This is a genomic window from Streptomyces sp. NPDC002773, assembly GCF_040295605.1.
Lineage (GTDB): Bacteria > Actinomycetota > Actinomycetes > Streptomycetales > Streptomycetaceae > Streptomyces.
Genome location: NZ_JBEOVO010000001.1, coordinates 189961 through 214927 on the forward strand (window position 1 = coordinate 189961; position 24967 = coordinate 214927).

The 24967-nt window shown below is 71.9% G+C and carries 20 protein-coding genes and 1 tRNA gene; 14 read left to right on the forward strand and 7 right to left on the reverse strand.

All coding sequences use genetic code 11. The features are described 5' to 3' along the window. Positions 1–162: 162 nt before the first annotated feature. From kdpF to ABT034_RS00885, 4 genes are read left to right on the forward strand one after another with little or no spacing between them, the layout of a single operon-like run. Positions 163–252, forward strand: coding sequence for a K(+)-transporting ATPase subunit F (kdpF, locus tag ABT034_RS00870; protein WP_033204243.1), 90 nt, complete (start codon positions 163–165; stop codon positions 250–252). A gap of 9 nt (positions 253–261) precedes the next feature. Continuing rightward, positions 262–1926 carry a potassium-transporting ATPase subunit KdpA gene (gene kdpA / locus ABT034_RS00875; protein ID WP_351209820.1) on the forward strand — a complete coding sequence of 555 codons (1665 nt, stop codon included), beginning with the start codon at positions 262–264 and terminating at the stop codon, positions 1924–1926. Continuing rightward, a complete protein-coding gene (kdpB, locus tag ABT034_RS00880; RefSeq protein WP_351209822.1) occupies positions 1923–4049 on the forward strand; it encodes a potassium-transporting ATPase subunit KdpB in 2127 nt (708 codons plus the stop codon). The genes kdpA and kdpB overlap by 4 nt, the downstream gene beginning before the upstream one ends. 21 nt (positions 4050–4070) lie before the next feature. After that, a complete protein-coding gene (locus ABT034_RS00885) occupies positions 4071–4733 on the forward strand; it encodes a potassium-transporting ATPase subunit C (protein ID WP_351209823.1) in 663 nt (220 codons plus the stop codon). A gap of 67 nt (positions 4734–4800) precedes the next feature. On the opposite strand, the gene ABT034_RS00890 is transcribed toward ABT034_RS00885, so the two are convergent. Continuing rightward, a complete protein-coding gene (locus tag ABT034_RS00890) occupies positions 4801–5952 on the reverse strand; it encodes a winged helix DNA-binding domain-containing protein (protein ID WP_351209825.1) in 1152 nt (383 codons plus the stop codon). A gap of 50 nt (positions 5953–6002) precedes the next feature. Between ABT034_RS00890 and ABT034_RS00895 the strand changes: the two genes are divergently transcribed. After that, positions 6003–7850 (forward strand): DUF2079 domain-containing protein, encoded by a 1848-nt coding sequence (locus ABT034_RS00895; RefSeq protein WP_351209827.1) that lies wholly within the window; start codon positions 6003–6005, stop codon positions 7848–7850. A gap of 67 nt (positions 7851–7917) precedes the next feature. On the opposite strand, the gene ABT034_RS00900 is transcribed toward ABT034_RS00895, so the two are convergent. Next, positions 7918–10137, reverse strand: a complete 2220-nt coding sequence (locus tag ABT034_RS00900; RefSeq protein WP_351209829.1) for an FG-GAP-like repeat-containing protein — start codon at positions 10135–10137, stop codon at positions 7918–7920. Positions 10138–10446: 309 nt separating this feature from the next. Here ABT034_RS00900 and ABT034_RS00905 point away from each other — a divergent pair, with 309 nt between their 5' ends. Beyond that, a complete protein-coding gene (locus ABT034_RS00905) occupies positions 10447–11802 on the forward strand; it encodes an esterase-like activity of phytase family protein (protein WP_351209831.1) in 1356 nt (451 codons plus the stop codon). 247 nt (positions 11803–12049) lie between these two features. Here ABT034_RS00905 and ABT034_RS00910 read toward each other — a convergent pair whose 3' ends face one another. Continuing rightward, positions 12050–12700, reverse strand: coding sequence for an endonuclease (locus ABT034_RS00910; protein ID WP_351209833.1), 651 nt, complete (start codon positions 12698–12700; stop codon positions 12050–12052). 654 nt (positions 12701–13354) lie between these two features. On the opposite strand from ABT034_RS00910, the gene ABT034_RS00920 reads away from it, so the two are divergent. After that, positions 13355–13813, forward strand: coding sequence for a pyridoxamine 5'-phosphate oxidase family protein (locus ABT034_RS00920; protein WP_351209835.1), 459 nt, complete (start codon positions 13355–13357; stop codon positions 13811–13813). A 15-nt stretch (positions 13814–13828) separates the two neighbouring features. Here the strand turns inward: ABT034_RS00920 and ABT034_RS00925 are convergent, their stop codons facing one another. The 4 genes from ABT034_RS00925 to ABT034_RS00940 all read right to left on the reverse strand — a co-directional run bounded on the left by ABT034_RS00925 (position 13829) and on the right by ABT034_RS00940 (position 15584). Further along, positions 13829–14470, reverse strand: a complete 642-nt coding sequence (locus ABT034_RS00925; protein ID WP_351210409.1) for a hypothetical protein — start codon at positions 14468–14470, stop codon at positions 13829–13831. 74 nt (positions 14471–14544) lie between these two features. After that, on the reverse strand, positions 14545–14880 hold the full coding sequence (locus ABT034_RS00930) for a hypothetical protein (RefSeq protein ID WP_351209837.1): 336 nt from the start codon (positions 14878–14880) through the stop codon (positions 14545–14547). Positions 14881–14905: 25 nt separating this feature from the next. After that, a complete protein-coding gene (locus ABT034_RS00935; protein ID WP_351209839.1) occupies positions 14906–15316 on the reverse strand; it encodes a RidA family protein in 411 nt (136 codons plus the stop codon). Positions 15317–15511: 195 nt separating this feature from the next. Beyond that, positions 15512–15584: transfer RNA gene (locus ABT034_RS00940), tRNA-Arg, on the reverse strand. A 293-nt stretch (positions 15585–15877) separates the two neighbouring features. On the opposite strand from ABT034_RS00940, the gene ABT034_RS00945 reads away from it, so the two are divergent. From ABT034_RS00945 to ABT034_RS00975, 7 genes are all read left to right on the forward strand, one after another. Next, on the forward strand, positions 15878–17494 hold the full coding sequence (locus ABT034_RS00945; RefSeq protein ID WP_351209841.1) for a dynamin family protein: 1617 nt from the start codon (positions 15878–15880) through the stop codon (positions 17492–17494). Position 17495: 1 nt separating this feature from the next. Next, positions 17496–19487, forward strand: a complete 1992-nt coding sequence (locus ABT034_RS00950; protein WP_502972765.1) for a YfjP family GTPase — start codon at positions 17496–17498, stop codon at positions 19485–19487. A gap of 138 nt (positions 19488–19625) precedes the next feature. After that, complete coding sequence (locus ABT034_RS00955; RefSeq protein ID WP_351209843.1) at positions 19626–20174, forward strand: single-stranded DNA-binding protein; 549 nt, start codon at positions 19626–19628, stop codon at positions 20172–20174. A 225-nt stretch (positions 20175–20399) separates the two neighbouring features. Beyond that, positions 20400–21878 carry an LAETG motif-containing sortase-dependent surface protein gene (locus ABT034_RS00960; RefSeq protein WP_351209845.1) on the forward strand — a complete coding sequence of 493 codons (1479 nt, stop codon included), beginning with the start codon at positions 20400–20402 and terminating at the stop codon, positions 21876–21878. 322 nt (positions 21879–22200) lie between these two features. Then, positions 22201–23865: an energy-dependent translational throttle protein EttA gene (gene ettA, locus ABT034_RS00965; RefSeq protein WP_351209847.1), complete on the forward strand. Its 1665-nt coding sequence runs from the start codon at positions 22201–22203 to the stop codon at positions 23863–23865. 4 nt (positions 23866–23869) lie between these two features. Then, positions 23870–24295, forward strand: a complete 426-nt coding sequence (locus ABT034_RS00970) for an acyl-CoA thioesterase (protein ID WP_351209849.1) — start codon at positions 23870–23872, stop codon at positions 24293–24295. Beyond that, on the forward strand, positions 24292–24957 hold the full coding sequence (locus ABT034_RS00975; protein ID WP_351209851.1) for a DUF8010 domain-containing protein: 666 nt from the start codon (positions 24292–24294) through the stop codon (positions 24955–24957). The genes ABT034_RS00970 and ABT034_RS00975 overlap by 4 nt, the downstream gene beginning before the upstream one ends. The last annotated feature ends 10 nt before the right edge of the window (positions 24958–24967 follow it).

Here is a 24967-nt window from a genome sequence, read left to right on the forward strand (position 1 = left end):
CGGCGGTGGGCGGCCGGAAGAGAGGTTTCCTCATCTCGTCCGAGAATCCTTTCTTCCTTCTTCCTGCATCCGGGAGCTCACGATGGCCGACGTGGCCTTCGTCGTCACCACGGTCGCGGTCTTCGCGCTGGTGGCCTTCATCGCCAAGGGGGTGGCCAAACTGTGAGCGCCGAGAACATCGTCGGTCTCCTCGTGGCCGCCGCCCTGCTTGGTTATCTCGTCCTCGCCCTCGTCAAGCCCGAGAGGTTCTGAGGCCGTCCCATGAGTCCCGTCCTCGCCGGCGCCCTTCAGCTCCTCGCCCTGATCGTCGCGCTCGGCCTCTCGTACCGCCCGCTCGGTGACCACATGGCCCGGGTCTACTCCTCCGACACGCACCTACGGGTGGAGAGGTGGATCTACCGGGGCATCGGCGCCGACCCCGAAGCGGAGATGCGCTGGCCCGCCTATCTGCGCGGCGTCCTCGCCTTCTCCGCCGCCGGCGTCCTCTTCCTCTACCTGCTCCAGCGGGCGCAAGGCGCCCTGCCCGGCTCGCTCGGCTTCGTGTCGATCGACCCGGACCAGGCGTTCAACACCGCCGCCTCCTTCGTGGCGAACACCAACTGGCAGTCGTACTACGGCGAGCAGGCCATGGGCCACGTCGTCCAGACCGGCGGCCTCGCCGTGCAGAACTTCGTCTCGGCGGCGGTGGGCATCGCGGTCGCGGTGGCGCTCGTCCGCGGCTTCGCCAGGTCCCGTACCGGCGAACTCGGCAACTTCTGGGCCGACCTGGTCCGGGGAGTCGTCCGGATCCTGCTGCCGATCTCCGTCGTCGGCGCGCTCGTGCTCGTCGCCTGCGGTGCGATCCAGAACTTCGCCGGGATCCACGAGGTCGGGCAGTTCGGCGGCGGTACGCAGCAGTGGAACGGCGGCGCGGTCGCCTCGCAGGAGGTCATCAAGGAGCTGGGCACGAACGGCGGCGGCTACTTCAACGCCAACAGCGCCCACCCCTTCGAGAACCCCGACGGCCTCTCGAACCTCTTCGAGATCTACCTGATCCTCCTCATCCCCTTCGCGCTGACGCGGACCTTCGGCCGCATGGTCGGCAGCGTCCGGCAGGGGTACGCGATCCTCGGCGCGATGGCCGCCATCTGGCTCGGCTTCACCGCGCTGATGATGTGGACCGAGTTCGCCGGGAAGGGGCCGGCGTTCGAGCTGGCCGGCGGGGCGATGGAGGGCAAGGAGACCCGGTTCGGCATCGCCGGCTCCTCACTCTTCGCCGTGGCCACCACCCTCACCTCCACCGGCGCCGTGAACTCCTTCCACTCCTCGTACACCGGCTTCGGCGGCGGCATCACGCTGCTCGGCATGCAGCTGGGCGAGATCGCGCCCGGCGGTGTCGGCTCCGGCCTCTACGGCATGCTGATCATGGCCGTCCTCGCCGTCTTCATCGCCGGACTGATGGTCGGCCGCACCCCCGAGTACCTGGGGAAGAAGATCGGCGTCCGCCAGATCAAGTACGCCGCCTGCTACATCCTCGTCACCCCGGCGCTCGTCCTCGGCTTCACCGCCCTCGCCCTGGCCCTCGGCACCCCGTCGCAGTCGATGACCAACTCCGGCGCGCACGGCTTCTCCGAGATCCTCTACGCCTACACCTCGGGCGCCAACAACAACGGTTCCGCGTTCGCCGGCCTCAGCGCCGACACCCCGTGGTTCAACTCGACCCTCGGCATCGCGATGCTCCTCGGCCGGTTCCTGCCCATGGTGTTCGTGCTCGCGCTCGCCGGCTCGCTGGCCGAGCAGACGCCCGTACCCGAGACGGCGGGCACCCTGCGGACCGAGAAACCGCTGTTCACCGGCGTCCTCGTCGGCACGATCCTCATCGTCGCCGGACTCACCTACTTCCCGGCCCTCGCCCTTGGCCCGCTCGCCGAAGGACTCGCAGCATGAGCACCCTCACCCCCACCAGACCCCCGGAGCCCTCGCCGTCCGAGGCGCCCACCGGCCGGCCGGCCGCGACCGGACGCGTCGGCGGCGGACTGTTCGACCCGAAGCAGCTGCTGACGTCCTTCCCCGACGCGATCAGGAAGCTCGACCCCCGGGTCATGGCCAGGTCGCCCGTCATGTTCGTGGTGCTCATCGGCTCGCTGCTCACCACCGTGCTGGCCGTCCTGGACCCGGGGGACTGGTTCGGCTGGGCGATCGCCGCCTGGCTGTGGCTCACCACCATCTTCGCCAACCTGGCGGAGGCGGTGGCCGAGGGCCGCGGCAAGGCGCAGGCCGACACCCTGCGCAGGGCACGGACGGACACGGTCGCGCGCCGTCTCGCCGGCGCCGGCGACGGCGACGGCGAGGAGCGGGTCCCGGGGACCGACCTGCGCGTCGGAGACCTGGTCGTCTGCGAGGCCGGTGACGTCGTCCCCGGCGACGGAGACGTCGTCGAGGGAGTGGCGTCCGTCGACGAGTCCGCGATCACGGGCGAGTCGGCGCCGGTGATCCGCGAGTCCGGCGGCGACCGGTGCGCGGTGACCGGCGGCACGAAGGTCCTCTCGGACCGGATCGTCGTCAAGATCACGACGAAGCCCGGCGAGACGTTCATCGACCGGATGATCGGCCTCGTCGAGGGCGCGGCACGGCAGAAGACCCCCAACGAGATCGCGCTCGACATCCTGCTCGCCTCCCTGACGATCGTCTTCCTGCTCGCCGTCGTCACCCTCAAGCCCTTCGCGATCTACGCGGGCGCCGACGAGCAGACGTCGATGATCGTCCTGACGGCCCTCCTCGTCTGCCTGATACCGACGACGATCGGCGCGCTGCTCTCCGCGATCGGCATCGCCGGCATGGACCGGCTCGTCCAGCGCAACGTCCTCGCGAAGTCGGGCCGCGCGGTCGAGGCGGCGGGTGACGTGTCGACGCTGCTGCTCGACAAGACGGGCACGATCACGCTGGGCAACCGGAGGGCGGCGGAGTTCGTGCCGGTCCGGGGGACCACCGAGGCCGAACTCGCCGACGCCGCCCAGCTGTCCTCGCTCGCGGACGAGACCCCGGAGGGCCGCTCGATCACGGTCCTGGCGAACGAGAGGTACGGGCTCCGCGAACGCCACCAGGACGAACTCACGGGCGCCGAGTGGATCCCGTTCACCGCCCAGACCCGGATGTCGGGCCTCGACGTCGACGGACGCAAGGTACGCAAGGGCGCCACCGGTTCGGTCGTGGCGTGGGTGAAGGAGCGGGGCGGCGACGTCGCCGAGGACGCGCAGGCGCTCACCGACCGGATCGCGCAGGCCGGCGGCACACCGCTCCTCGTCGCCCTGGAGGACGGCGAGGGCGCCCGGGTCCTCGGGGTCGTCCACCTCAAGGACGTCGTCAAGGACGGCATGCGGGAGCGGTTCGACGAGCTGCGCCGCATGGGCATCCGTACCGTCATGATCACGGGCGACAACCCGCTCACCGCGAAGGCGATCGCCGAGGAGGCGGGCGTCGACGACTTCCTCGCGGAGGCGACACCCGAGGACAAGATGGCGCTCATCAAGCGCGAGCAGGCGGGCGGGAAGCTCGTCGCCATGACCGGCGACGGCACGAACGACGCCCCGGCGCTCGCCCAGGCGGACGTCGGCGTGGCGATGAACACGGGCACGTCGGCCGCGAAGGAGGCCGGCAACATGGTCGACCTCGACTCGGACCCGACGAAGCTCATCGAGATCGTCGAGATCGGCAAGCAGCTCCTCATCACCCGGGGCGCCCTGACCACGTTCTCGATCGCCAACGACGTGGCGAAGTACTTCGCGATCATCCCCGCGATGTTCACGGCGGCCTACCCGGGCCTCGACAAGCTGAACGTCATGGGCCTGGCCTCACCCCAGTCCGCGATCCTCTCGGCCGTCGTCTTCAACGCGCTCGTCATCGTCGCCCTCGTGCCGCTCGCCCTGAGGGGCGTGCGCTACCGGCCGAGCGGCGCGGACGCCATGCTGCGGCGCAACCTCGGGATCTACGGCCTCGGCGGCCTCGTCGCACCCTTCGTCGGCATCAAGATCATCGACCTCCTCCTGTCCCTCGTCCCCGGACTGAGCTGACCCGAAAGCGGCCTGACGCTCATGAACACCTCCACCTCCACCGGAAACACGGGACGCCTGCTCTGGGCGGGACTGCGCGCCCTCCTCGTCCTCACCGTCGTGTGCGGCGTCCTCTACCCGCTCGCCGTCACCGGCGCCGCCCAGGTCGCCTTCCCGGCCAAGGCGGACGGCTCCGAGATCAAGGACGCGCGCGGGAAGGTCGTCGGCTCCGAACTCATCGGCCAGACGTATCTGACCGACGACGGGAAGCCGGACCCGCGCTGGTTCCAGCCACGGCCGTCGAACGGCCTGGGCACCAACACGAGCAACACCCAGCACAAGCTCATCCTCTCCGGCGCGACCAACCGCTCCGGCGACAACGCCGAACTCATCCAGTGGGTCAAGGACGCGAAGGCCGCCGTGGTCAGCGACAACTCGGTCCCCGGCCACCCCGTCAGGCCCTCCGACGTGCCGGCGGACGCGGTCACCTCCTCCGGCTCCGGCCTGGACCCGCACATCTCCCCGGCGTACGCGAAGCTCCAGGTCCACCGGGTCGCGGCCAGGAACCACCTCACCGCCGCCCAGGTCGACCGGCTGGTCGCCGACCACACCGAGGACCGGCTCCTCGGCTTCATCGGCGAACCCCGGGTCAACGTCCTGCGGCTCAACATCGCGCTGAAGGAACTGGCGGCGGGGCGGGGCTGAAGGAGCGCGGGGCAGGCGGCTGAAGGGCCGCGCGTCAGGGGGCGGCCGGCGGCTGAAGGGCCGCCCGTCAGACCGCGGCCGGCAGTACCCGTGTCTCGACCGTCGGCAGCCCCTTCGCCCACCAGTGGTCGTAGCGGCGGTAGACCCACGGGTCCCGGGCCGTGAGGAAGGCGCCGAGGGCCCCGGCCTCGGCCGCGAGGCCCTCCCAGGCGTCGGCGGGCAGCGGGTGGAAGGCCGAGGCCTCGATGCCGCCCGCGACCGGCCGCCAGACCCCGGCGACGTACCCGTCGACGAGGAGCGTCGGCAGCGTGTCGCCGTTCACCCGGATCACCTGCCTGCGGTACGCGGCCGGCAGGACGCGCCCGCGATCCGCGTAGGCCAGCAGAACGCTGTCCCACATGGCCATGAGACGCGGCGGCGCGGGGACGTCCTCGGCGGGGCGCGGCGCGCCGGGAACGTCGTACAGCACCGTCCCGTCGGGCCCCTCCACCAGGTCGAGCCGGCCGTCGAGCGCCCGTACCGCCTCGCGCACCCTGCCCCGGGGCGCCAGGGTGAACTGCGCCATGTCGGGGACGGACGCCGGTCCGAAGCCCTCCAGATAGCGGTGGATCAGGGCGGCGAGCCCCGCCGTCGCGGCCTCCGGGTCGGCCAGGACCGGCAGCGAGCTCGCCGTCACGAACGCCTGCGCCGTCCCGTACGACCACGGCGGCCCCGTCGGCGCGTGCCACAGCGGCGCGTACTGGCGGATCATCCGCCAGACCACCGCCTCCACCGGCCCGCCCCGCGCCTCCTCGATACGGGACCGCAGCTGGGCGCCGGTCCGTGCCTCACCGGCGTACGCGAGCAGGTCGGGCAGCAGCGCGTCGGCGTCGGCGGCCGTGAAGCCCGCCGCCTTGTACCGGGGGTCGTGGAGCCGCGAGCCGCGCAGTGTCGGCTCCATGCCCTCCCGGAACGCCCGGTAGTCCTCGGCGTGCACCAGGTGCAGCGTGAGCCGCATCAGGGTCGACCTGACCAACTCGAAACCGCCGACGGCCTCGTCGAGCCGTGCTGGGTCGAAGCCCGCGACCCGGTTCCACAGGGCGACGTACGGCGAGCCCGGTTGCTGCGCCTGGAGCGCCACCACCCGCCGTACGGCCTCCTCGACGCCGATCGGAGCCCGGTCGAGGAGCAACTGCCGGGCGAGGGTGGAGCGGTTGAGGGCGCGCGCGGTGATCACCATGGCGCGATTGTCCTCCGTCCCCGGGCGCCTGGGCGACGCACCGTAGGGTCATGGCCATGGAAGCCACGCCGACCCGCACATCCCCACGACGCCCGGACGAGGAACCGGAGGCGGAACGGGACGAGGAACGGGAGGCGGCGGCCACCCCGGCCGACCCGGCCACCTCGGCCGACCTGGCCACCTCGGCCGCCCCGGCCGACCTGGCCACCCCGGCCGCCCCGGCCGCCCCGGCTGACCTGGCGACCCCGGCCGCCCCGGCCGACCTGGCCACCTCGGCCACCCCGGCCGACCTGGCCACCCCGGCCGCCCCGGCCGCCCCGGCCGCCCTGGCCACCCCGGCCGACCCGGCCACCCCGGCCGGCCCGCGGTCCCGGCGCCGCGGTCTCGCCCTCACCCTGCTGTGCTTCCTCGTCTGCTGCGCCCTCGGCATGCAGTCCTGGCTCGCCCTGCGGCTCACCGGTTTCGACCTCGGCATCTTCGACCAGGCGGTCCGCGCGTACGCGCACTTCGAGCTGCCGAGGTCGCCGATCAAGAACGTGCACCACGAGTTCCCGCCCGGCTTCTCGCTCCTCGGCGACCACTTCACCCCGGCCCTGGCGCTGCTCGCGCCGCTGTACTGGCTGTGGGACGACCCGAGGGTCCTCGTCCTCGCGCAGGCCGCGCTGTTCGCGGCCGGCGTGCCGGTGGTCCGGCGCATCGCACAGCACTGCTTCGCGGATGCCCACCCGCTCACCGCACGCCGGGCGGCGGACCTCGGCGGGCTCGTGTACGGCCTCGGCTGGCCGCTCCTGAACTCCTCGTACAACGGCTTCCACGAGGTGGCCTTCGCGGTGCCGTTCACCCTCCTCATGCTGGAGCGCGGCCTGGCCCACCGGTACGGCGCGGCAGCGTGCTGGGCGGCCCTGCTGTGCACGGCGAAGGAGGACATGGGGCTCGTCGTGGGGGCCTTCGGCCTGGTCCTCGCGGTACGGGCGCACCGCGCGGGCCACCGCGCCGGCCGGGCCGCGGGGATCGCGCTCGCGCTCGCCGGACCGCTGGTCTCCGCCGCCGTCATCGTGTGGTTCCTGCCGGCGATGGGCGGACCGGAGGGCTACTACTGGTCGTACGGGCGCCTCGGCGCCGACCCGGGCTCGGCGCTCGCCCATGTCGTCACGGCCCCCTGGGTGCTGCTCCAGGTCGCCGTGACGCCGTTCGTGAAGGTCGCCATGGTGGCCTGGACCCTCGGCAGTCTGGCCCTGCTGCCGCTCGGCTCCCGGACCTTCCTGCTCGCCGTGCCCCTCCTGGCGGAACGGGTCCTCTCGGACAACCCGAACCACTGGCCGGTGATCAACCACTACGACGCCTTCCTGTGGCCGATCCTGGTGACGGCGGCCCTGGAGACGGCGGCCCGGCTGCACCGCGGCGGCAACCGGGCGGTGTTCCGCCGGTGGGCGGTGACCGCGGTCGCGCTCGCCTCGGCGGCGGCCGTCGCCCTCGGCCTCAACCTCCTGTTCCGCCCGGACTTCTGGCGCCCGTCGCCGGACAAGAGCCCCCTCGCGGCGGCCGCCGCGCTCATCCCCGACGGCGCGACGGTGGAGGCGGACAACACGATCGCGCCCCGCCTCACCGCCCGTACCCACGTGGTCATCGCCGACGCGACGCCGCGCGGGGCCGACTGGGTCCTCCTCCGCACGCGGGACCGGACGTTCCCCTTCGCCTCGACCGAGGACCAGCGGGAGCGTGTCCGGCTCCTCCTCGCCCACGGCTACACCCGGGTCTGGGACCAGGACGGGACGGTCCTGCTCCACCGCACCGACCGCACCGCCACCGTCCCCGGCATGCGCCTGCCGGGCCCCGACAGCACCCCCGTCCGCGAGGCCGTCCCCACGGACGTGGGGGCGAACCTGCTGCTGCGGTAGGGGGCGCGGTGGGGCCGGCGGGGGCGCGTCGTGGGCTGGTGGGGGTCGGCGGGGGTCGGAAGGGTTGCTAGGCGACGCTGTTGAACTTGGAGCCCTCGCCCGCGTACAGGGACGTCGACTGACGGACGAAGGGGCTGAGGGCGGAGCCGGTCGAGCGGTACACGTACGTGCCGCCCGCCCCGTACGCGATCAGGTCCGGGCGCCCGTCGTTGTCGACGTCACCAGCGCCGACGAGCTGGGTGAAGGCCCCCCAGCCGCCGCCGACCCGCACGCGGGTGGCGAAGTTGCCGCGGCCGTCGCCCTGGTAGAGCCAGAGGATGCCGGCGGTGTCGCGGGCGACCAGGTCCCCCGCGGCCGTACCGGCGATGTTCCCGACGGCGGTGATCTGGTTGTAGGCGCCCCAGCCGCCGCCGACGCGCACCCGGGCGGCGTAGGGGGAGGTGGCGGAGCCCGTGCCCTTGTAGAACCACAGCACGCCTGCGGTGTCCGCGGCGAGGAGGTCGGCGCGGCCGTCGCCGTTGAGGTCCGAGCCGCCGGTCAGCTTGGTGTAGGCACCCCAGCCGCCGCCGATCCTCGCCCGGGTCGCGAAGGTGCCGTCGCCCTTGCCGAGGTAGTGCCAGAGCACGCCGGTGCCGTCGAGGGCGATCAGGTCACCGACCGAGTTGCCCGCGAGGTCACCGGCGGCCTCGATCTGCTTGTACGCCTGCCACCCCGGGCCGACCCGGTCGCGCCGGGCGGTCTCGACCCGGCCGTTCACCGGCCGGTCCCGCAGGTCGTCGCGCCACAGCACACCGGCGGTGTCCCGCGCGAGGACGTCGGTGGAGCCGTTGTTCGTGTAGTCGTGCGGGTTGCCCGTGCGGTGCACGTTCATGAGCCAGCCCTGGTAGACCGGCTCGCCGCCCCCATCGTCCGACGTGGCCTCGGCCCCCACCGCGTACGAGCCGTTCGGCGCGTCCGTGCCGTCGTCGGCGCGGCCGTCCCACTCGAAGGAGAAGAGCGTGCTGCCGGCGGACGCGTGCGCGTACTGGTGGTACTCCTTGCCCGTGACCATGTGCGTGAGCGTGACGTGCACGGAGACGTCGGGGCGCGACAGCGTCCAGCCGAGCGTCACCTTGCCGCCGGTCCTGTCGAGGTTCACCGAGTCGGGGACGTGGACCTGGTCGATCGTCAGCGGCGTCGGCTCGTCCATGTCCGCCACCTTGGTGACGGCCGGGGTGCCGTCCCCCGCCGTGGTGATCCGGAACAGGCCGTCACCGTCGGCGGCCCGCTTGCCGCTGAACACCGCGCCGCCGTCGGCCGCGGCCGACGCACCGGTCATGGTCTCGGCGAGGTCGTGGAGCTCGCCGCTGATCAGGGAGAGGGCCTTGGCGGGCCTCCAGGCGTTGCCGTAGACGAGCCAGCCGTCCACGAGTTCGGCCGACCACTCGTCGTCGGCAGCCAGGGCGGTGCGCTTCACGGTGCGCGTGGAGCGGTCGACGGACGTGATGAACGGGCCGGTGCCGCTCTCCCGGTCGAGCCAGGCCACGTGCGAACCGGAGAACATGAGGTCGCTGGAGCCGTAGCCGGACTCGGCGGAGGCGTAGGTCTCGGAGACCGTCCCCGCCCCGACGTCGATCAGGGCCCGGCCGCCGGTCCGCGCGCCCTCGGGACCCGTCTCGTACCCGACGAAGGCGATGCCGTCCCTGACCGGCGTGCTGGTGAAGAAGTGGTCGGCGTCCGCGGGCAGCCCGGACACCTTCCGGCTGGACAGCGCGGCGCCGTCCTTGGTCACGACGTGCAGCTCCGCCGTGCCGTCCTCGTTCGTGATCTGCGCGAGCACGCTCGTCGGGCTCAGCGCGGCGACGTAGTTGCCGTTCAGCTCGTCGAGATCGAGGGCGACGCCCGGGGCGGACGGTGCGGCCATGTTCCGCAGGGTGAGCGACCGCATCTCGGAGGTGAGTACGTGGTCACCGTGGACGAGCACGTCGCTGCCCGACATCGCCCAACCGGTGCCGTCGGGGCGCGGGAGCGGGGTCGGCTCCCCGCCGTCGTACGGCGTCCAGAGGAACTCCCTCGACTCGTCCGAGGGGTGCGAGTCGTAGGTGAGGAAGCCGGTGGAACCCGTACCGAGGAGCCGGGCCCCGGTCGGGAAGACCGGGAGGGCGGCGGCCTGATCGGCCACGGCGGGACCCGAGGGCGCTGCGAAGGCGGCCGGCGCCGAGACGAGGGTGCCGGCGCCGAGCGCCGTGACGGCCAGGACCGCGGTGACGGCCGCGGCGAGACGGGTACCGGTGGAGCGGAACTGCAAGGTGAACCCCCACGAGAAGGACGGGCACGGAACTCCCGTACCCGAACAGACTCGCGATCGGGTCGGGTGGTTGTACGGAGAGTTCGCCCGTTCACCCAGGGATCGCCGTGTCGTCGCGGACACGACGCTCGCCGTTGTGGCCGGAAAAGGACCATGGGGCCGCCTCTCCGGGCGAGATCGACATGCCCACGGGCGACATTCCATGTGCATGTGTTCAAGGGAGTCCAGATGAGTCCGCAGAGTTCACGGAGTCCGATGGGACCGCTGGGGCCGATGAGTTCGCTGAGGTCACGGAGTTCGCTGAGGTCAATGAGGTCACTGAGGTCACTGAGTTCGCGTCTCCGGGGCCGACCCGCGGTCGTGGTCCTGCCGCTGACCTCCGCGCTCGCGCTGTCGGTGGTCATGGGGACGGCCGAGGCGGAGCCGGCGCGGCACGGCTCCGTCGCCCGGGTCGTCTCCACCTCGACCCTGCCCGACATCCCGCTGGCCGCCTTCAGCAACTCCCTGCTGCCCGGCAGCGTCGACGACGACCGGGACGTCGACCTGGGCGGCATCGGCAGCGACCTGTTCCCGGCCGAACGGCGCGGCGAGTACTGGACCGTGACGGACCGTGGGCCCAACGGGCAGATAGCCGTCGGCAAGGACAAGCGGCGTACGTTCCCGGTGCCGGGCTTCGACCCGGCGATCGTGAAGGTCCGCGCCGTCGGCGGCCGCGTCCAGGTGCTGGGCTCCATCCCGCTCACCACGGCCTCCGGCGCCCCCGTCACCGGCCTGCCCAACCAGCCGGGCCGCGACGAGATCCCGTACACGTACGACGCCTCGACCCCGCTCCCGTACAACCCGAACGGCCTCGACACCGAGGGCCTCGTGCGGGACAGGGACGGCAGCTTCTGGCTGGTGGACGAGTACGGCCCCTCGCTCGTGCACGTCTCCGCGAAGGGCCGGGTGCTCGCCCGGCACGTACCCGAGGGCCTCGGTCTGACCGGTGCCGACTACCCGGTGATCGAGTCGCTCCCCTCGGTCTTCCTCAAGCGCAAGATCAACCGCGGCTTCGAGGGCCTCGCGCTGCTGCCCGGCGGCGACCTGGTCATGGCCCTGCAGAGCCCGCTGCTGAACCCCGACAAGGCGTCGGGCGAGGACTCCCGGACCACGCGGCTGCTGCGCTTCTCGACCCGTACGCACCGGGTCACGGCGGAGTACGCGTACCGCTTCGACCCGGTCGGTGTCGTCGAGCCCGGCCAGACGAAGACGTCCGAGCTGAAGATCTCCGCCCTCGTCGCACTCGGCGGCGACCGCCTCCTCGTCCAGGAGCGCACCGACACGTCCTCCCGCCTGTACGAGGTACGCCTCCGCCGCGGCTCCGACATCCTCGGCTCGACCTGGGACTCGTCCGCCGCGCCCACCCTTGAGCAGCTCGACGACGAGGCGGCGGCCGGCGCGCCGGTCCTCGGCAAGCGCCTGGTGGTCGACCTCAACACGGTCGAGGGCGTGCCCGGCAAGATCGAAGGCGTCGCCGTGGAGGACTCCTCGACCCTCGTCCTCATCAACGACAACGACTTCGGCATGACGGACGGCCCCGAGGCCTTCGACGCGAACGGCCGACTGGTCGACAGCGGGGTGGAGACCACGCTGGTCAGGGTCGGGCTGGCGCGTCGGGTGGGGTGAGGGGGGCGGGGGGACGGCAGGGCGGCTGCCCGGCAGGGGGGCGGCGCAGTGGGGCGACTGCCCGGCAGGGGGGGGCGGCGCAGTGGGGCGACTGCCCGGCGTCGGGGCGTACGCCCACGTCTCACGCCGCCCACGCCTCACACCGCCCGCCTTACACCGCCCACGCCCCACGCCGCCCACGCCCCACGCCGCCCACGCCCCACGCCGCCCACGTCTCACGCCGCCCACGCCCCACGCCGCCCACGTCTCACGCCGCCCGCGCCGTGTCGGAGGCCGTGCCCGCCGCGTCCTTGGACAGGCTGACGCGTACGAGGGCGGCGGCCAGACGGGCCACGTCCTCGGGCGGTACGTGCCGGGCGAGGCCGGCCGGGGTGTGGGGGAGGCCGAGGCGTTCGGCGGCCCCGCGCGACCGCTCGTCGAAGAACGGGCGCAGCTCCGGCCAGACGGCCTGGGCCTCCCGGCAGAAGATGTCGGCGCCCACCGGACCGATCCTGGGCACCTCGCGCAGCAGCCGGCGCAGGACGTCCGCGTCGCCGCCCGCCTGCTCGCGGAGCCGGCGCAGATCGCCGTGGTACCGGTCGAGGACCAGCGCGGCACCCTCGCCGAGCACGGTCGCGGTGCTCTCGTCGTACCGGACGTAGTGCGCCCGCCCGAGGGCGTCCACGCGTGCCTGCCAGGCGGAGTCCGCCATGGCCCGCGGCGTCCGCAGCCCGGCTGCGAAGAGCTCGCGGGCGGCGGCGGTGGCGATGTCCGCCTTGATGCGGATGGAGCACAGAACGGTGAGCACCAGGAGCTGGTACAGCGGGGCGGGTGTGTCTCGCAGAGCGATCCCGGCCTCGTCGGCGTAGGTCCGCCCGTGCTCCCGCAGGAGCTGCTCGATCGTCTCGGCGGTGTTCACGTGCCGCTCCTCGCAGTCGCCGCGCGGTGCAGTGCCCGAAGGCCTCCCAGGGCGGCTACCCAGACGGCGCCGGGTCACCCACGCATGAGTGCCTCCCGGGTCACGCCTCCCGCTGGGCGCCGATCTCGGCGACGAGGCGCTCGATGAGGAGCTTGATCTCGTCGCGGATGGGGCGGACGGCCTCGACGCCCTGGCCGGCCGGGTCCTCAAGGGCAGTCGAGGTACTTCTTGCCGGGGAGATCGGGCAGGCGTCGCCGCAGACCCACCCCAGCAGACCCCACCCCAGCCCCTGATCCAGCTGACCCCCAACGCCCCCGCGCCCTCCTGTGGCTCGTGACCGACGACCTCAACACCCCGCCGACGAAGGTCCGGGCCCGACGGCTCAGGCCTCCCGGTGCTCGAGAAGTCGGCAACACACTCATGTTCGGGATATGACGTCCCGTCACGGGCTGTGTGGAGCAAGGCCGCAGGCGGGCACTCCACCAAGCGAACCAATGAATAAGACCGTAAACGATAGTCTGCAACAAAACTATCGGCTACGGTCTCTCTTGTGGCGCCAATCGGCAGGAGAGACCGCAGGTTCGCCGCATCCGACTCCAAGCCGACGCCCGCTTCTCCCTCGAACTCACCCCACCCCCCCCGAAAGGTCGATCCATGAGCAAGCACACCGCCACCGAGGCCACCACCGCCACCGAGACCCCCGCCGGCACCACGCAGAACGACGGCCCGGCCCCCCGGGTGCTCACCGACCAGGAACTCTCCAGGCTGTTGGGCCAGCAGCAGTTCGGCGTACTCGCGAGCGTCAGGAGCAGCGGCCACCCGCACCTGTCGACCGTCCTCTACGACTGGAACGCCGAGGAGCGCGTCCTGCGGGTCTCCTCCACCGCAGACCGCCTCAAGGTCCGCCAACTGCGCCGCGACCCCCACGCCTCCCTGCATGTCAACGGCCCGGACATCTGGTCGTTCGCCGTGGCGGAGGGACAGGCGGAGATCGTGGACCCGGCCGACGGGACGGCCCCCGGCGATCAGCCGCTGCCTGACCGACGCGTAACCATCCTGATCAAGGTTTCCCGCCTGTACGGAACCGCCCTGGACATCCCCGCCCAGGACTGAGAAACCGGTGCACCGTTACGCCTCCGACGGTCCGGCTGGTTCGGGTAGGGCGAGGGCTCGGGCGAGGGCGGCAGTGACGGAGGCTGCCCGGTCGGGCAGGTGCCTGGCGCTCCAGTCGGCGGCCAGCACGAGGAACGCGCTCAGGTCGCGCTCGACCCCGTCCAGCAAGGGCGACAGCTCGCTGGTCGGTACGTAGATCACGGGACTGTTGTCCTGCTCGGCGTCGACGGTCAGCCGGACGGCGTCGCCGCAGAGCTCGGCGACCGCGTCGGGGTCGTGACCAAAGGAGACGGGCCCGCTGCCGCCGATGACTTCGTACCAAACGCGCCACTCCTCCAGGCCGTTGCAGCAACCAGGGAGGAACGCGACGCCTGTGGAACTGTCCGTGACACGCAGTCCACCGGCCGCGAAGAGGCTGTCGAAGGTGAGCAGCCCGTGCAGGAAGGAACCAACCGCGTCTGCCGGCCGGGGCGGCCGGTCGTCCCCCACGTCGGGATCGGGATCGATGTCATTGCACTCAGCGATACGCCTCACCGCAGCCCCGACCTCAGCAGGGCTGAGCCCACCGTGGAGCGCCAGATGGCTGAACGGCTCACCGCCGGCGACAGGCCAGAGGACGAAAGGGCCAGGAGCGTACATCTCCAGGACGGGCTGCATCACGATCACGAGGCAGAGTGTCTCGTGGCGTACGCGGTGATCCCTGCGAGGCCGGACCTGCTTGCGTACGTGGGTCAGAGGGCGGCGAGGTACTCCTCACCCTTCTCGGTGATCCGCATGGCGTTGTCGATCACTGATCGGTTGGCGAGACCGTCGCGATGCAGGCCCTTGAAGTGCGCCGTGATGTCACGGGAGAGGATGGCGTCGCCGAGTTCGTCGGTCAGCCAGGTGACGTCGCTGGTCTTCAGCGCGGGTACGCCCAGTTCCGTGCGAACGTGAGGGGCTCGGCGAGTCAGGTGACGGACAGGGACTCGGCGCCGAGCGTCAGGATGTTGCGGCCGGCCATCCGCAGGGCCGAGGCGAACTCGCTTCTGCTGGGCCAGTTGTCCTTCGACACTGAAGCCGGTCATCGTGTCATTCGGATGCCAACGGGTCTCAAGAATCGAGTACGGCGGCGACGGCCTCGATCTCGACGAGCTGGTCCTTGTAGCCGAGCACGGTGACACCCAGCAAAGTGCTGGGTACATCGTGGTCACCGAACGCTTCCCGGACCACCTCCCAGGCGGCCACCAGGTCCTCCCGCCGGGCCGATGCGACGAGGACCCTTGTGCTGATGACGTCCTGGAGTGACGCACCGGAGTCCCTGAGAGCGGCCTGCATGTTCTCGACGGCTTTCGCTGCCTGACCCGCGTAGTCCCCGATCGCTGCCGTGGAGCCGTCGTCGTTGAGCGGACACGCCCCGGCGAGGAAGATCAGGCGTGCCTCAGCAGGTGCCGTGGCCGCGTAGGCGTACTCGGCGACATCGGAGAGAGAGGCGGAGCGAATCAAGGTGACGGCACGAGCCATGGCGGCCAGGTCCTTTCGCGTCGAGCGTCCGGGGCGCAGACATCCTGCCAACGCCCCGTTGGTCCCGTCTCCCCATTTCCTCGCCGACCCCCCTACGCAATGACTGCGCGCCGAGACCGCCCAAGGGGCTGGAGTCGGCCGAAAACCTCCCCCGACCAGCAAAAAGACCCTCCCGAAGGAGGGTCGATCGCGGAGCGCCCCCGGCAGGACTCGAACCTGCGGCCAAGTGCTTAGAAGGCACCTGCTCTATCCACTGAGCTACGGGGGCCGGGTGGTGGCCGTGTGGCCAGGAACCCCTTGTGGGTGGGGTGTGGCCTGACGGGACAAGGATAGGGCTCCGATCACCTTGGCCCGGTTGCTTCACCTGCGTGGCACGATGTGGAGGTTCGGTGAAGCGGAACGATAATCGCAGGCAGGTGCGATTTGCGCAGCGCTTTTCGCATCGCTCGGGACGGGTGTTGTGCACTCGTTATGCCTGAGGTTCCGGTCGCCGCCGCTCTCTTCGGCGCGCAGGGCCGCAATAGGCTTCAAAAACACTCATAAATTGGGCATTCTTCGCATGTGGTGACCTTGGACGAACGGCCTCAGCTGATCGACGCACTCTCCGCCCTGCGCGACCGTGTCGCCGCCGTGCGTCTCCCCCTCCCCCTCCCCGACACACCACGCGCCCGGCAGACCCGGGCCGAGTTGCTCGCCCAGCTCGACGACTACCTCGTACCTCGCCTGAAAGATCCCCACGCCCCGCTCCTCGCCGTCGTCGGCGGTTCCACCGGAGCCGGGAAGTCCACGCTCGTCAACTCCCTTGTCGGGCGGCGCGTCAGCGAGTCGGGCGTGCTCAGACCCACCACCCGCACACCCGTGCTCGTGTGCCACCCGGAAGACCACCACTGGTTCGCCGGAATGCGCGTCCTCCCGCAGCTCACCCGCGTCTGGCTGCCCCAGACCGACGACGACCACCCTCCGGAGGAGCCTCCCGAGGAGAACGCCCTGCGCGTCGAGACGGCCTCCTCCGTGCCCCGGGGTCTCGCCCTCCTCGACGCGCCCGACATCGACTCCCTCGTCGTCGAGAACCGGCTCCTCGCCGCCGAGTTGATCTGCGCCGCCGACATCTGGGTCATGGTCACCACCGCGTCCCGGTACGCCGACGCCGTGCCCTGGCACCTGCTCCGTACCGCCAAGGAGTACGACGCCACCCTCGTCACCGTCCTCGACCGCGTCCCCCACCAGGTCATCGGCGAGGTCTCCCGGCAGTACGCGGCCCTGCTCGACAAGGCGGGCCTCGGCGACGTACCCCGCTTCACCATCCCCGAGCTGCCCGAGTCCGCCGACGGCGGCAGCGGCCTCCTGCCCGACAGCGCGGTCGCCGCCCTGCGCGGCTGGCTCGCCCACAGCGCCGAGGACCCGGCCGCCCGGCAGCAGGCCGCGAACCGTACCGCCTCCGGCGTCATCGACTCCCTCGACGCCCGGCTCCCCGAGCTGGCCGCCGCCGTCGCCGCGCAGTACGCCGCCGCCGTCCGCCTCGGCGGTGCCGTCGAAGCCGCCTACGGCGAGCAGGGGAAACGTGTCCGCACCCTGCTCGGCCGCGGCGCCGTCCTCGCCGGCGACGCCCGCACCCGCTGGCGCGGCTACCCCCGCGACAGCACCGCCGTCGAACTCCTCGACGCCCTCGTCGAGTCCCTCGCCGCCCTCCTCCACTGCGCGGTCTCCGCCGCCGAGGAACGCGTCGACGACGCCTGGCGCCGCGAACCCGCAGCCGGCGCCCTGGGCCCCGTACGGACCGGCGGCGACCGCGAGGCGGGGGAGCGGATCGGCGTCGAGGTGCGGCGCTGGCGCCGCGTCCTCGAAGAACTCGCCGAGGACGAGGTACGCGGAGTGGAGCGCCCCTCCACCTCCCGTACGGCCGCCCCCGACGCCGACACCGTCGCCGCCCTCCTCGCCGCCGCCCTCCTCGGCGGCCGCCGCACCCGCCCCGCGGGCGAGCGCCTCGCCGAACTCCTCGGCGCCAAGTCCGCCCTGCGCCTGCGCGACAAGGGCGGCGAACTCGTCCTCTCGTACGTCGACCGAGTCCTGCACGCCGAACGCGACCGGCTCCTCGCGCCCCTCGAAGCACTCGACGTGACCCCCGAGCCGCAGGCGGAGCTGATCGCCGCGCTCTCCGTACTGCAGAAGGAGAAGTGACGTGGTTGATGTGGATGTGGATGGCGGCGGGGACGGGGGCGGGGATGTGGACGGCGATCGCGGGGGAGATCTGCGGAGGGAATCGGGTGGAGATCTGCGGAGGGAACCTTGTCGGGGTGGGGACCGCCTTGCGCGTGACGCCGACGGTGACGGTGACAGCGACGGTGGCGGCGACGGCGGTCGCGCCCAGCTCCGCTGGGACGACGGACTGATCGCCCGGCGTGCCGACCATCGGGCCGCCGCCGCGGCCGGCGTCGGCCCCGGCGGCGGGTCCTCCGAAGGAGCCGGTCTCGGCCGGGGTCCGCAGGACGAGGACACCCTGCCGCCCCTCGGCGGGAGCTACGGCGGCCCCCTCCGTATCCGCCTCGACGCCCTTCACGAGCTCGTCGGGCTCTCCCGTACGCGGGTCGAGAGCGAGGCCCTCGCCGAGGCCGGGCGGGTGCTCGACGAGGCCGCCGCCCGGCAGCGGCTCTCCTCCCGGCACACCGTGATCGCGATCGCCGGCGCCACCGGAAGCGGCAAGTCCACGCTGTTCAACGCGCTCGCCGGCGTACCCGTCTCGGAGACCGGCCTGCGCCGCCCCACCACCTCCGCGCCCATCGCGCTCAGCTGGTCCGAAGGCGCCGCCGGACTCCTCGACCGGCTCGCCGTCCCCAGCCGGCTCCGCCGCCGGCCCCTCGCGGGCGGCGCCGCCGACACCGAACTCCAGGGGCTCGTCCTCATCGACCTGCCCGACCACGACTCGGCGCTCACCGCCCACCGCGACCAGGTCGACCGGGTCCTCGGCCTCGTCGACGCCGTCATCTGGGTCGTCGACCCCGAGAAGTACGCGGACGCCGCCCTCCACGAGCGCTACCTCCGGCCGCTCGCCGGGCACGCCGAGGTCACCTTCGTCGTCCTCAACCAGATCGACCGGCTCGGTACGGAGGCCGCCGACCTGGTCCTCGACGACCTGCGCCGCCTCCTCGACGAGGACGGCGTGGCGCTCGGCGAGCACGGCGAACCCGGCGCCACCGTCCTCGCCGTCTCCGCCCTGACCGGCGACGGCGTGTCCGAACTCCGGGAACTCATCGCCCGTTTCGTCCAGGAACGGACCGCTCCCGAGCGCCGGCTCGCCGCCGACGTCGACGCCGCCGCCACCCGGCTGCGCCCGGCCTACCTCGCCGACGGGCGGCCCGGCCTCGACGAGCGGGCCCGCGAGGCCTTCACGGACCGGCTCGCGGCCGCCGTCGGCGCCCAGGCCGCGGGCGAGGCCGCCGAACGGGTCTGGCGCCGCGGCGCCATCCGCGCCTGCGGCACGCCGTGGCTACGGCTCTACCGCTGGTACGAGCGGCTGCGCGCCCACGGTTCCACCGACCCGCGCCTCTCCTCCCCGGTCGAGGATGAGCTGACGGCACGCCAGTGCGTGGAGCAGGCGGTACGGATCGTCGCCGACGAGGCCTCGCGCGGGCTCCCCACGCCCTGGGCGCAGGCGGTACGGGAGGCGGCGGCCCGCGGGGCGGACGGGCTGCCCGAGGCCCTGGACGAGCTGACGGTCACCATCGGAGACCCGGCGGCCCGGCCGCCCCGGCCCGCCTGGTGGCCCGCCGCCGTCCTCGCCCAGATCGTGATGACGCTCCTCCAGTTCTTCGGCGCGCTGTGGCTGGTGGCCCAGATCGTCGGCGTCGTGGAACCGGGGCTGCTCCCCGCGGTCCTCGTGATGCTCGGCGGCATCATCGGCGGACCGCTCGTCGAATGGGCTTGCGAGGGCGCGGTGAAGGGTCCGGCCAAGCGGTACGGGCAGGAGGCCGAACGGCGCCTGCGCGAGGCGGCGGCGGCCTGCGGCCGGGCCCGGGTGCTCGACCCGGTGGCGGCGGAGCTGATGCGCTACCGGGAGGTGCGCGAGCAGTACGCGACGGTCGTGGGGATCCGTTCCTCGGCGCGGATCGTCGGCGGGATCCGCGCCGGCGCGACCCGGTGGGGTGCGACACGGGCGGGTGTACGGGGGAGGTGACGGCGCCGCTCCCCATCACTCTTCCGGGTGAAGGAGTTACGCCCATCCGTGCCGCTGTCCACAGGCGCGGGCGGGAACTTCCCTTTCGTCTCAACATGGTGGGGACCGGAAGAGAACGCAGAGGGTGGGGGCGGAACCATGAACGACACGACCGTGACGCTCGTCGGCAACGTGGCGACGGCGGTGGAGTACCGGGACACGGCGACCGGCGGGGTGGCCAGGTTCCGCTTCGCGGTGACCGCGCGCCGCTGGGACCGGGAGCGGGGGCTCTGGTCCGACGGGAACACCAGCTTCTACACGGTGTCGGCCTGGCGGTCGCTCGGCGCCAATCTCGCGGCCTCGGTGTCCGTCGGCGAACCACTGGTGGTCCACGGCCGCCTGAGGGTGCGTGAGGACGAGCGCGACGGCCAGCGCAAGACCTTCGTGGACGTGGCCGCGCTGGCCGTGGGCCACGATCTGACGCGGGGTACGGCGGCCTTCCGGCGGGCGGCGCGGCCCGAGCCCAGGCCGCATCCGGAACAATCGGAGGGACTTGTTCCGGCGTTGGAACGGGACCCGTGGACGGAGGCGGCGGCGGAGGCCGCAGCGGAGGCGGTGGCCGAGGCGGCGACTGGGGAAAAGGCGGAGGTCAAGGCAGGGGCGGTGGCTGCGGCACAGGAGTCCTCGCGACTGGTGACCGTCCCCTGACCTTGTGTTGCGGCGATTTGTCGACCAACTCGCCGTGGGTGATAACGATTCCGAGACGGAATGGTTATCTGAACGTATGGCCGGGCACCGGGGGGTTCCGCATCCCTAGGATTCGCGGGTACTCATGTGGCACATGAGCCCATCGGGTCTGTGAATCTGCTGGCGTGCGCTCCCCCCACGCGAAATGACCATGTTCGCGGAGCGGCTCGCCCGGAGGGGAATGCAATGTTTTCAGTTCGAGGGCGCGGCGCTGCCCGCCGCCTTGCCGCTGCGACGCTGGTCTCCGGCCTCGTCGCGGTCGGATCCGTCGCGATCGCCGGTCCGGCGCTCGCCGATGACGGTGCTTCGGGCACCGGCGGTGTCATGGCGAAGCTCGGCGGTATGACCGAGGACGCCGCCGGTGTCGAGATCACCGAGAAGAACGGCGAGAAGTGGCCGGTCGACGGTGGTCTGTTCAAGATGGAGGTCGAGGGCGGGGGAACCCTCTTCACGTACTGCATCGACCTCCGCACCGAGGCGAAGCAGGACTTCGACTACAAGGAAGTCGGCTGGGACGAATCCTCCCTGCACGACAACGAGAACGCGGGCAAGATCCTCTGGATCCTGGAGAACGCCTACCCGAAGCTCTCCGCCGAGGCCCTCGGCGGCAAGGTGGGCGTCGACCTCGACAAGAAGGAGGCCGCTGCCGGCACCCAGGCCGCGATCTGGACCCTCTCCGACGACGTCACGGCGACGCCGAAGGACGAGGACGCCGAGAAGCTGAAGAAGTGGCTGCTCGAGAAGGCCGTCCAGCTCGACGAGCCGACCGCCTCCCTGAGCGTCTCCCCGGCCTCCGTCGCCGGTAAGGCCGGCGGGAAGCTCGGCCCGATCACCGTCGACACCAACGCCGCGACCGCCAAGGTCTCGGTCGTCCCGGGCGCCCCCGCGGGCGTCACGGTCGTCGACAAGGACGGCAAGGCCGTCACCGAGGTCCCGAAGGGCAAGACCGAGCTCTTCTTCGACGTTCCCGCCGGCACCGCCGACGGCGCCGCCGAGCTGACCGCCGCGGCCACCACCAAGGTCTCCCTCGGCCGCGCCTTCGTCTCCGTCGACGGCCCCTCGCAGACCCTGATCCTGGCCGGCTCCAGCGAGTCCACGGTCACCGGCAAGGCCTCCGCGACCTGGGCGAAGACGGGCGCCGTCCCGGCCGTCACGGTCGCCAAGGACTGCGCCAAGGGCGGCCTCGAGGTCATCGCCTCCAACAAGGGTGACGAGGCCTGGACCTTCGACCTGAAGGGCACCTCGCACACCGTCGCCCCGGGTGAGACGAAGACCATCCCGGTCCCGCTCACCGAGGACGAGGCGTACAAGTTCACGATCACCGGCCCGAACGGCTTCGAGGAGTCCTTCGAGGGCGTCCTGGACTGCGAGACGGCCACCCCCGGCCCGAAGCCGTCCGAGACCCCCACCACGGAGCCCTCGACCGAGCCCACCCCGTCGGTCTCCCCGTCCACGTCCACCGGCACCACCGGTGGCACCGCGGGCGGCTCGACCGGCACCACGGGCACGACCGGCACCACCGGCACCACCACCGGTGGCGGCGACCTCGCCGAGACCGGTAGCTCCAACGCCACCCCGATGATCGCGGGCATCGCCGCCGCGCTCGTCGTGATCGGCGGCGGCGCGGTGTTCTTCCTCCGCAAGAAGAAGACCGCCGGCCAGTAAGCCCAGGCCCCCGGTGCCGGCCCCGCCGGCACCGGGACAGCGCCTGACCCCACAGGGTGATCCGCGTCACACCGGACCCGCCCCGTGACCCCCGCACGACCCCGGACCGCGCCAGCGCCCGGGGTCGTCGCACGTCCGGGCCCCGTTCCGTCCCCGTTCCGTCCCGTACCGCCCGGTACGGCCCCGCTCCCCTACCGCCCGGTACGAGCCGCCCGAGGCCCCCTCGGAGCACCCGCCTCCGCCTTACCGGTTTCCGCCCGGGGGTAGCGGTCAGGCAAGATGGGGTGTATCTGCCCACTCACTCCTAGCCGGACGGTTTCTCTTGGCTGAGTACATCTACACGATGCGCAAGACGCGCAAGGCGCACGGCGACAAGGTCATCCTCGATGACGTGACGCTGAGCTTCCTGCCGGGCGCGAAGATCGGTGTGGTCGGCCCGAACGGTGCCGGTAAGTCCACCGTTCTGAAGATCATGGCGGGCCTTGAGCAGCCGTCCAACGGTGACGCGTTCCTGTCGCCGGGCTACAGCGTCGGCATCCTCATGCAGGAGCCGAAGCTGGACGAGGCCAAGACGGTCCTGGAGAACGTCCAGGACGGCGCCGCCGAGATCATGGGGAAGCTCAAGCGCTTCAACGAGGTCGCCGAGCTCATGGCGACCGACTACTCGGACGCGCTGATGGACGAGATGGGCAAGCTCCAGGAGGACCTGGACCACGCCAACGCCTGGGACCTCGACGCGCAGCTGGAGCAGGCCATGGACGCCCTGGGCTGCCCGCCCGGCGACTGGGCCGTCACCAACCTGTCCGGTGGCGAGAAGCGCCGCGTCGCGCTCTGCAAGCTGCTGATCGAGGCCCCGGACCTGCTCCTCCTCGACGAGCCCACCAACCACCTCGACGCCGAGTCGGTGAACTGGCTGGAGCAGCACCTCTCGAAGTACGCGGGCGCCGTCGTCGCCGTCACGCACGACCGGTACTTCCTGAACAACGTCGCCGAGTGGATCCTCGAGCTCGACCGCGGCCGCGCCATCCCGTACGAGGGCAACTACTCCACGTACCTGGACAAGAAGGCCGCCCGCCTCAAGGTCGAGGGCCGCAAGGACGAGAAGCGCGCCAAGCGCCTCAAGGAAGAGCTGGAGTGGGTCCGCTCCAACGCCAAGGGCCGGCAGACCAAGTCCAAGGCGCGCCTCGCCCGGTACGAGGAGATGGCTGCCGAGGCCGACAAGATGCGGAAGCTGGACTTCGAGGAGATCCAGATCCCGCCGGGCCCGCGCCTGGGCTCCATCGTCGTCGAGGTCAGCAACCTCTCCAAGGCCTTCGGCGACAAGGTCCTCGTCGACGACCTGTCCTTCACCCTGCCCCGTAACGGCATCGTCGGCATCATCGGCCCGAACGGCGCCGGCAAGACCACGCTGTTCAAGATGATCCAGGGCCTCGAGGCCCCGGACTCCGGCTCGGTCAAGATCGGCGACACGGTCAAGATCAGCTACGTCGACCAGTCCCGCGCCAACATCGACCCCAAGAAGACCCTCTGGGCCGTCGTGTCGGACGAGCTGGACTACATCAACGTCGGCCAGGTCGAGATGCCGTCGCGCGCGTACGTCAGCGCCTTCGGCTTCAAGGGGCCGGACCAGCAGAAGCCCGCCGGCGTCCTCTCCGGTGGTGAGCGCAACCGCCTGAACCTGGCGCTCACGCTCAAGGAGGGCGGCAACCTGCTGCTCCTCGACGAGCCCACCAACGACCTCGACGTCGAGACCCTGTCCTCGCTGGAGAACGCGCTGCTCGAGTTCCCCGGTGCGGCCGTGGTCATCTCCCACGACCGCTGGTTCCTGGACCGGGTCGCGACGCACATCCTCGCGTACGAGGGCGAGTCGAAGTGGTACTGGTTCGAGGGCAACTTCGAGTCGTACGAGAAGAACAAGATCGAGCGCCTCGGCCCGGACGCGGCCCGTCCGCACCGCGCCACGTACAAGAAGCTGACCCGAGGCTGAGTCAGTGACCAGGCACATCTACAGCTGTCCCCTGCGCTGGTCGGACATGGACGCCTTCGGGCACGTCAACAACGTCGTCTTCCTGCGGTACCTGGAAGAGGCGCGGATCGACTTCATGTTCCGGCTCGCGCCGGGGGACGGTTCCCCCTCGTTCTCCGGCGGGTCCGTCGTGGCCCGGCACGAGGTCGACTACCTGCGGCCGCTGGTCCACCGGCACGCGCCGGTGACCATCGAGTCCTGGGTCACGAAGATCGGCGCGGCTTCGCTGACGATCGCGTACGAGATCAAGGACCCCGACGTCACGTACGTACGGGCGTCCACGGTCGTCGTGCCCTTCGACCTGGAGGCGCAGCGGCCGCGGCGGATCACCGCCGAGGAGCGCAGCTTCCTCGAGGAGTACGTGGACGACGGGATGACGTCCGCCGCATGACCGTGCTCGCTCCGCTGCACTTCGACGACGCCAGGGAGGCGGCGGCCCTCGCCGCCTTCCTGACCCGGCTCGTCCACTACGACCGGGCCGCCGTCGTCCGCCTCCAGGCGGGCGGCGGGGCGCTGGCCGTCTTCGGACGCCCGCCGTCCTTCGAGGTCCTCGCGATCCGTACGGCCCGTCTCGTCGACGCGGTGGAACTCGACGCCACCGTCTCCGCCGGTGAACTCCTCGAAGGCATCGAGGAGTCGGCGGGCAAGGCGGTCGTGCCCGACTCCGTGACCGGGCCGCCCTGGGCGGGCGTGCTCCCGCCGCGTGCCGACTGGGCGCCGGTCGCCGGGCTCCCGAGCGCGGCGGAGATGCGGGGTGCGGTCGCCGCCGCCGTCGCCGAGTTCAGGGCGCGGGACGAGGAACTGCCCGAGGAACGGCGGACCAGGGACGAGCGCGACCGCATCGGCCGTGAGATCTGGTCCCGGACCCTCGGCCCCACCGGACTGCCGCTCCGGGCCGTGCACGCCGCCCAGTCCCTGGGCTTCCTGCCGCCCACGCAGGAGCCGACGCCGGTCGCTCTCTTCGCCTCCGGGCCGTGGCTGCGGCTGCGTACCCCGTACGGCTCCATCGCCTTGCGGACCGCGCCGATGTCCCTGGCCGTCGCCCCCCGTTGATCACCGCCCG

Excerpts from the sequence above, each read along its gene's own strand:
- kdpA (WP_351209820.1), top strand. The coding sequence starts at position 262 with ATGAGTCCCGTCCTCGCCGGCGCCCTTCAGCTCCTCGCCCTGATCGTC.
- kdpB (WP_351209822.1), top strand. The coding sequence starts at position 1,923 with ATGAGCACCCTCACCCCCACCAGACCCCCGGAGCCCTCGCCGTCCGAG.
- ABT034_RS00885 (WP_351209823.1), top strand. The coding sequence starts at position 4,071 with ATGAACACCTCCACCTCCACCGGAAACACGGGACGCCTGCTCTGGGCG.
- ABT034_RS00890 (WP_351209825.1), bottom strand. The coding sequence starts at position 5,952 with ATGGTGATCACCGCGCGCGCCCTCAACCGCTCCACCCTCGCCCGGCAG.
- ABT034_RS00895 (WP_351209827.1), top strand. The coding sequence starts at position 6,003 with ATGGCCATGGAAGCCACGCCGACCCGCACATCCCCACGACGCCCGGAC.
- ABT034_RS00905 (WP_351209831.1), top strand. The coding sequence starts at position 10,447 with ATGAGGTCACTGAGGTCACTGAGTTCGCGTCTCCGGGGCCGACCCGCG.
- ABT034_RS00920 (WP_351209835.1), top strand. The coding sequence starts at position 13,355 with ATGAGCAAGCACACCGCCACCGAGGCCACCACCGCCACCGAGACCCCC.
- ABT034_RS00925 (WP_351210409.1), bottom strand. The coding sequence starts at position 14,470 with ATGCAGCCCGTCCTGGAGATGTACGCTCCTGGCCCTTTCGTCCTCTGG.
- ABT034_RS00930 (WP_351209837.1), bottom strand. The coding sequence starts at position 14,880 with ATGACCGGCTTCAGTGTCGAAGGACAACTGGCCCAGCAGAAGCGAGTT.
- ABT034_RS00935 (WP_351209839.1), bottom strand. The coding sequence starts at position 15,316 with ATGGCTCGTGCCGTCACCTTGATTCGCTCCGCCTCTCTCTCCGATGTC.
- ABT034_RS00955 (WP_351209843.1), top strand. The coding sequence starts at position 19,626 with ATGAACGACACGACCGTGACGCTCGTCGGCAACGTGGCGACGGCGGTG.
- ABT034_RS00960 (WP_351209845.1), top strand. The coding sequence starts at position 20,400 with ATGTTTTCAGTTCGAGGGCGCGGCGCTGCCCGCCGCCTTGCCGCTGCG.
- ABT034_RS00975 (WP_351209851.1), top strand. The coding sequence starts at position 24,292 with ATGACCGTGCTCGCTCCGCTGCACTTCGACGACGCCAGGGAGGCGGCG.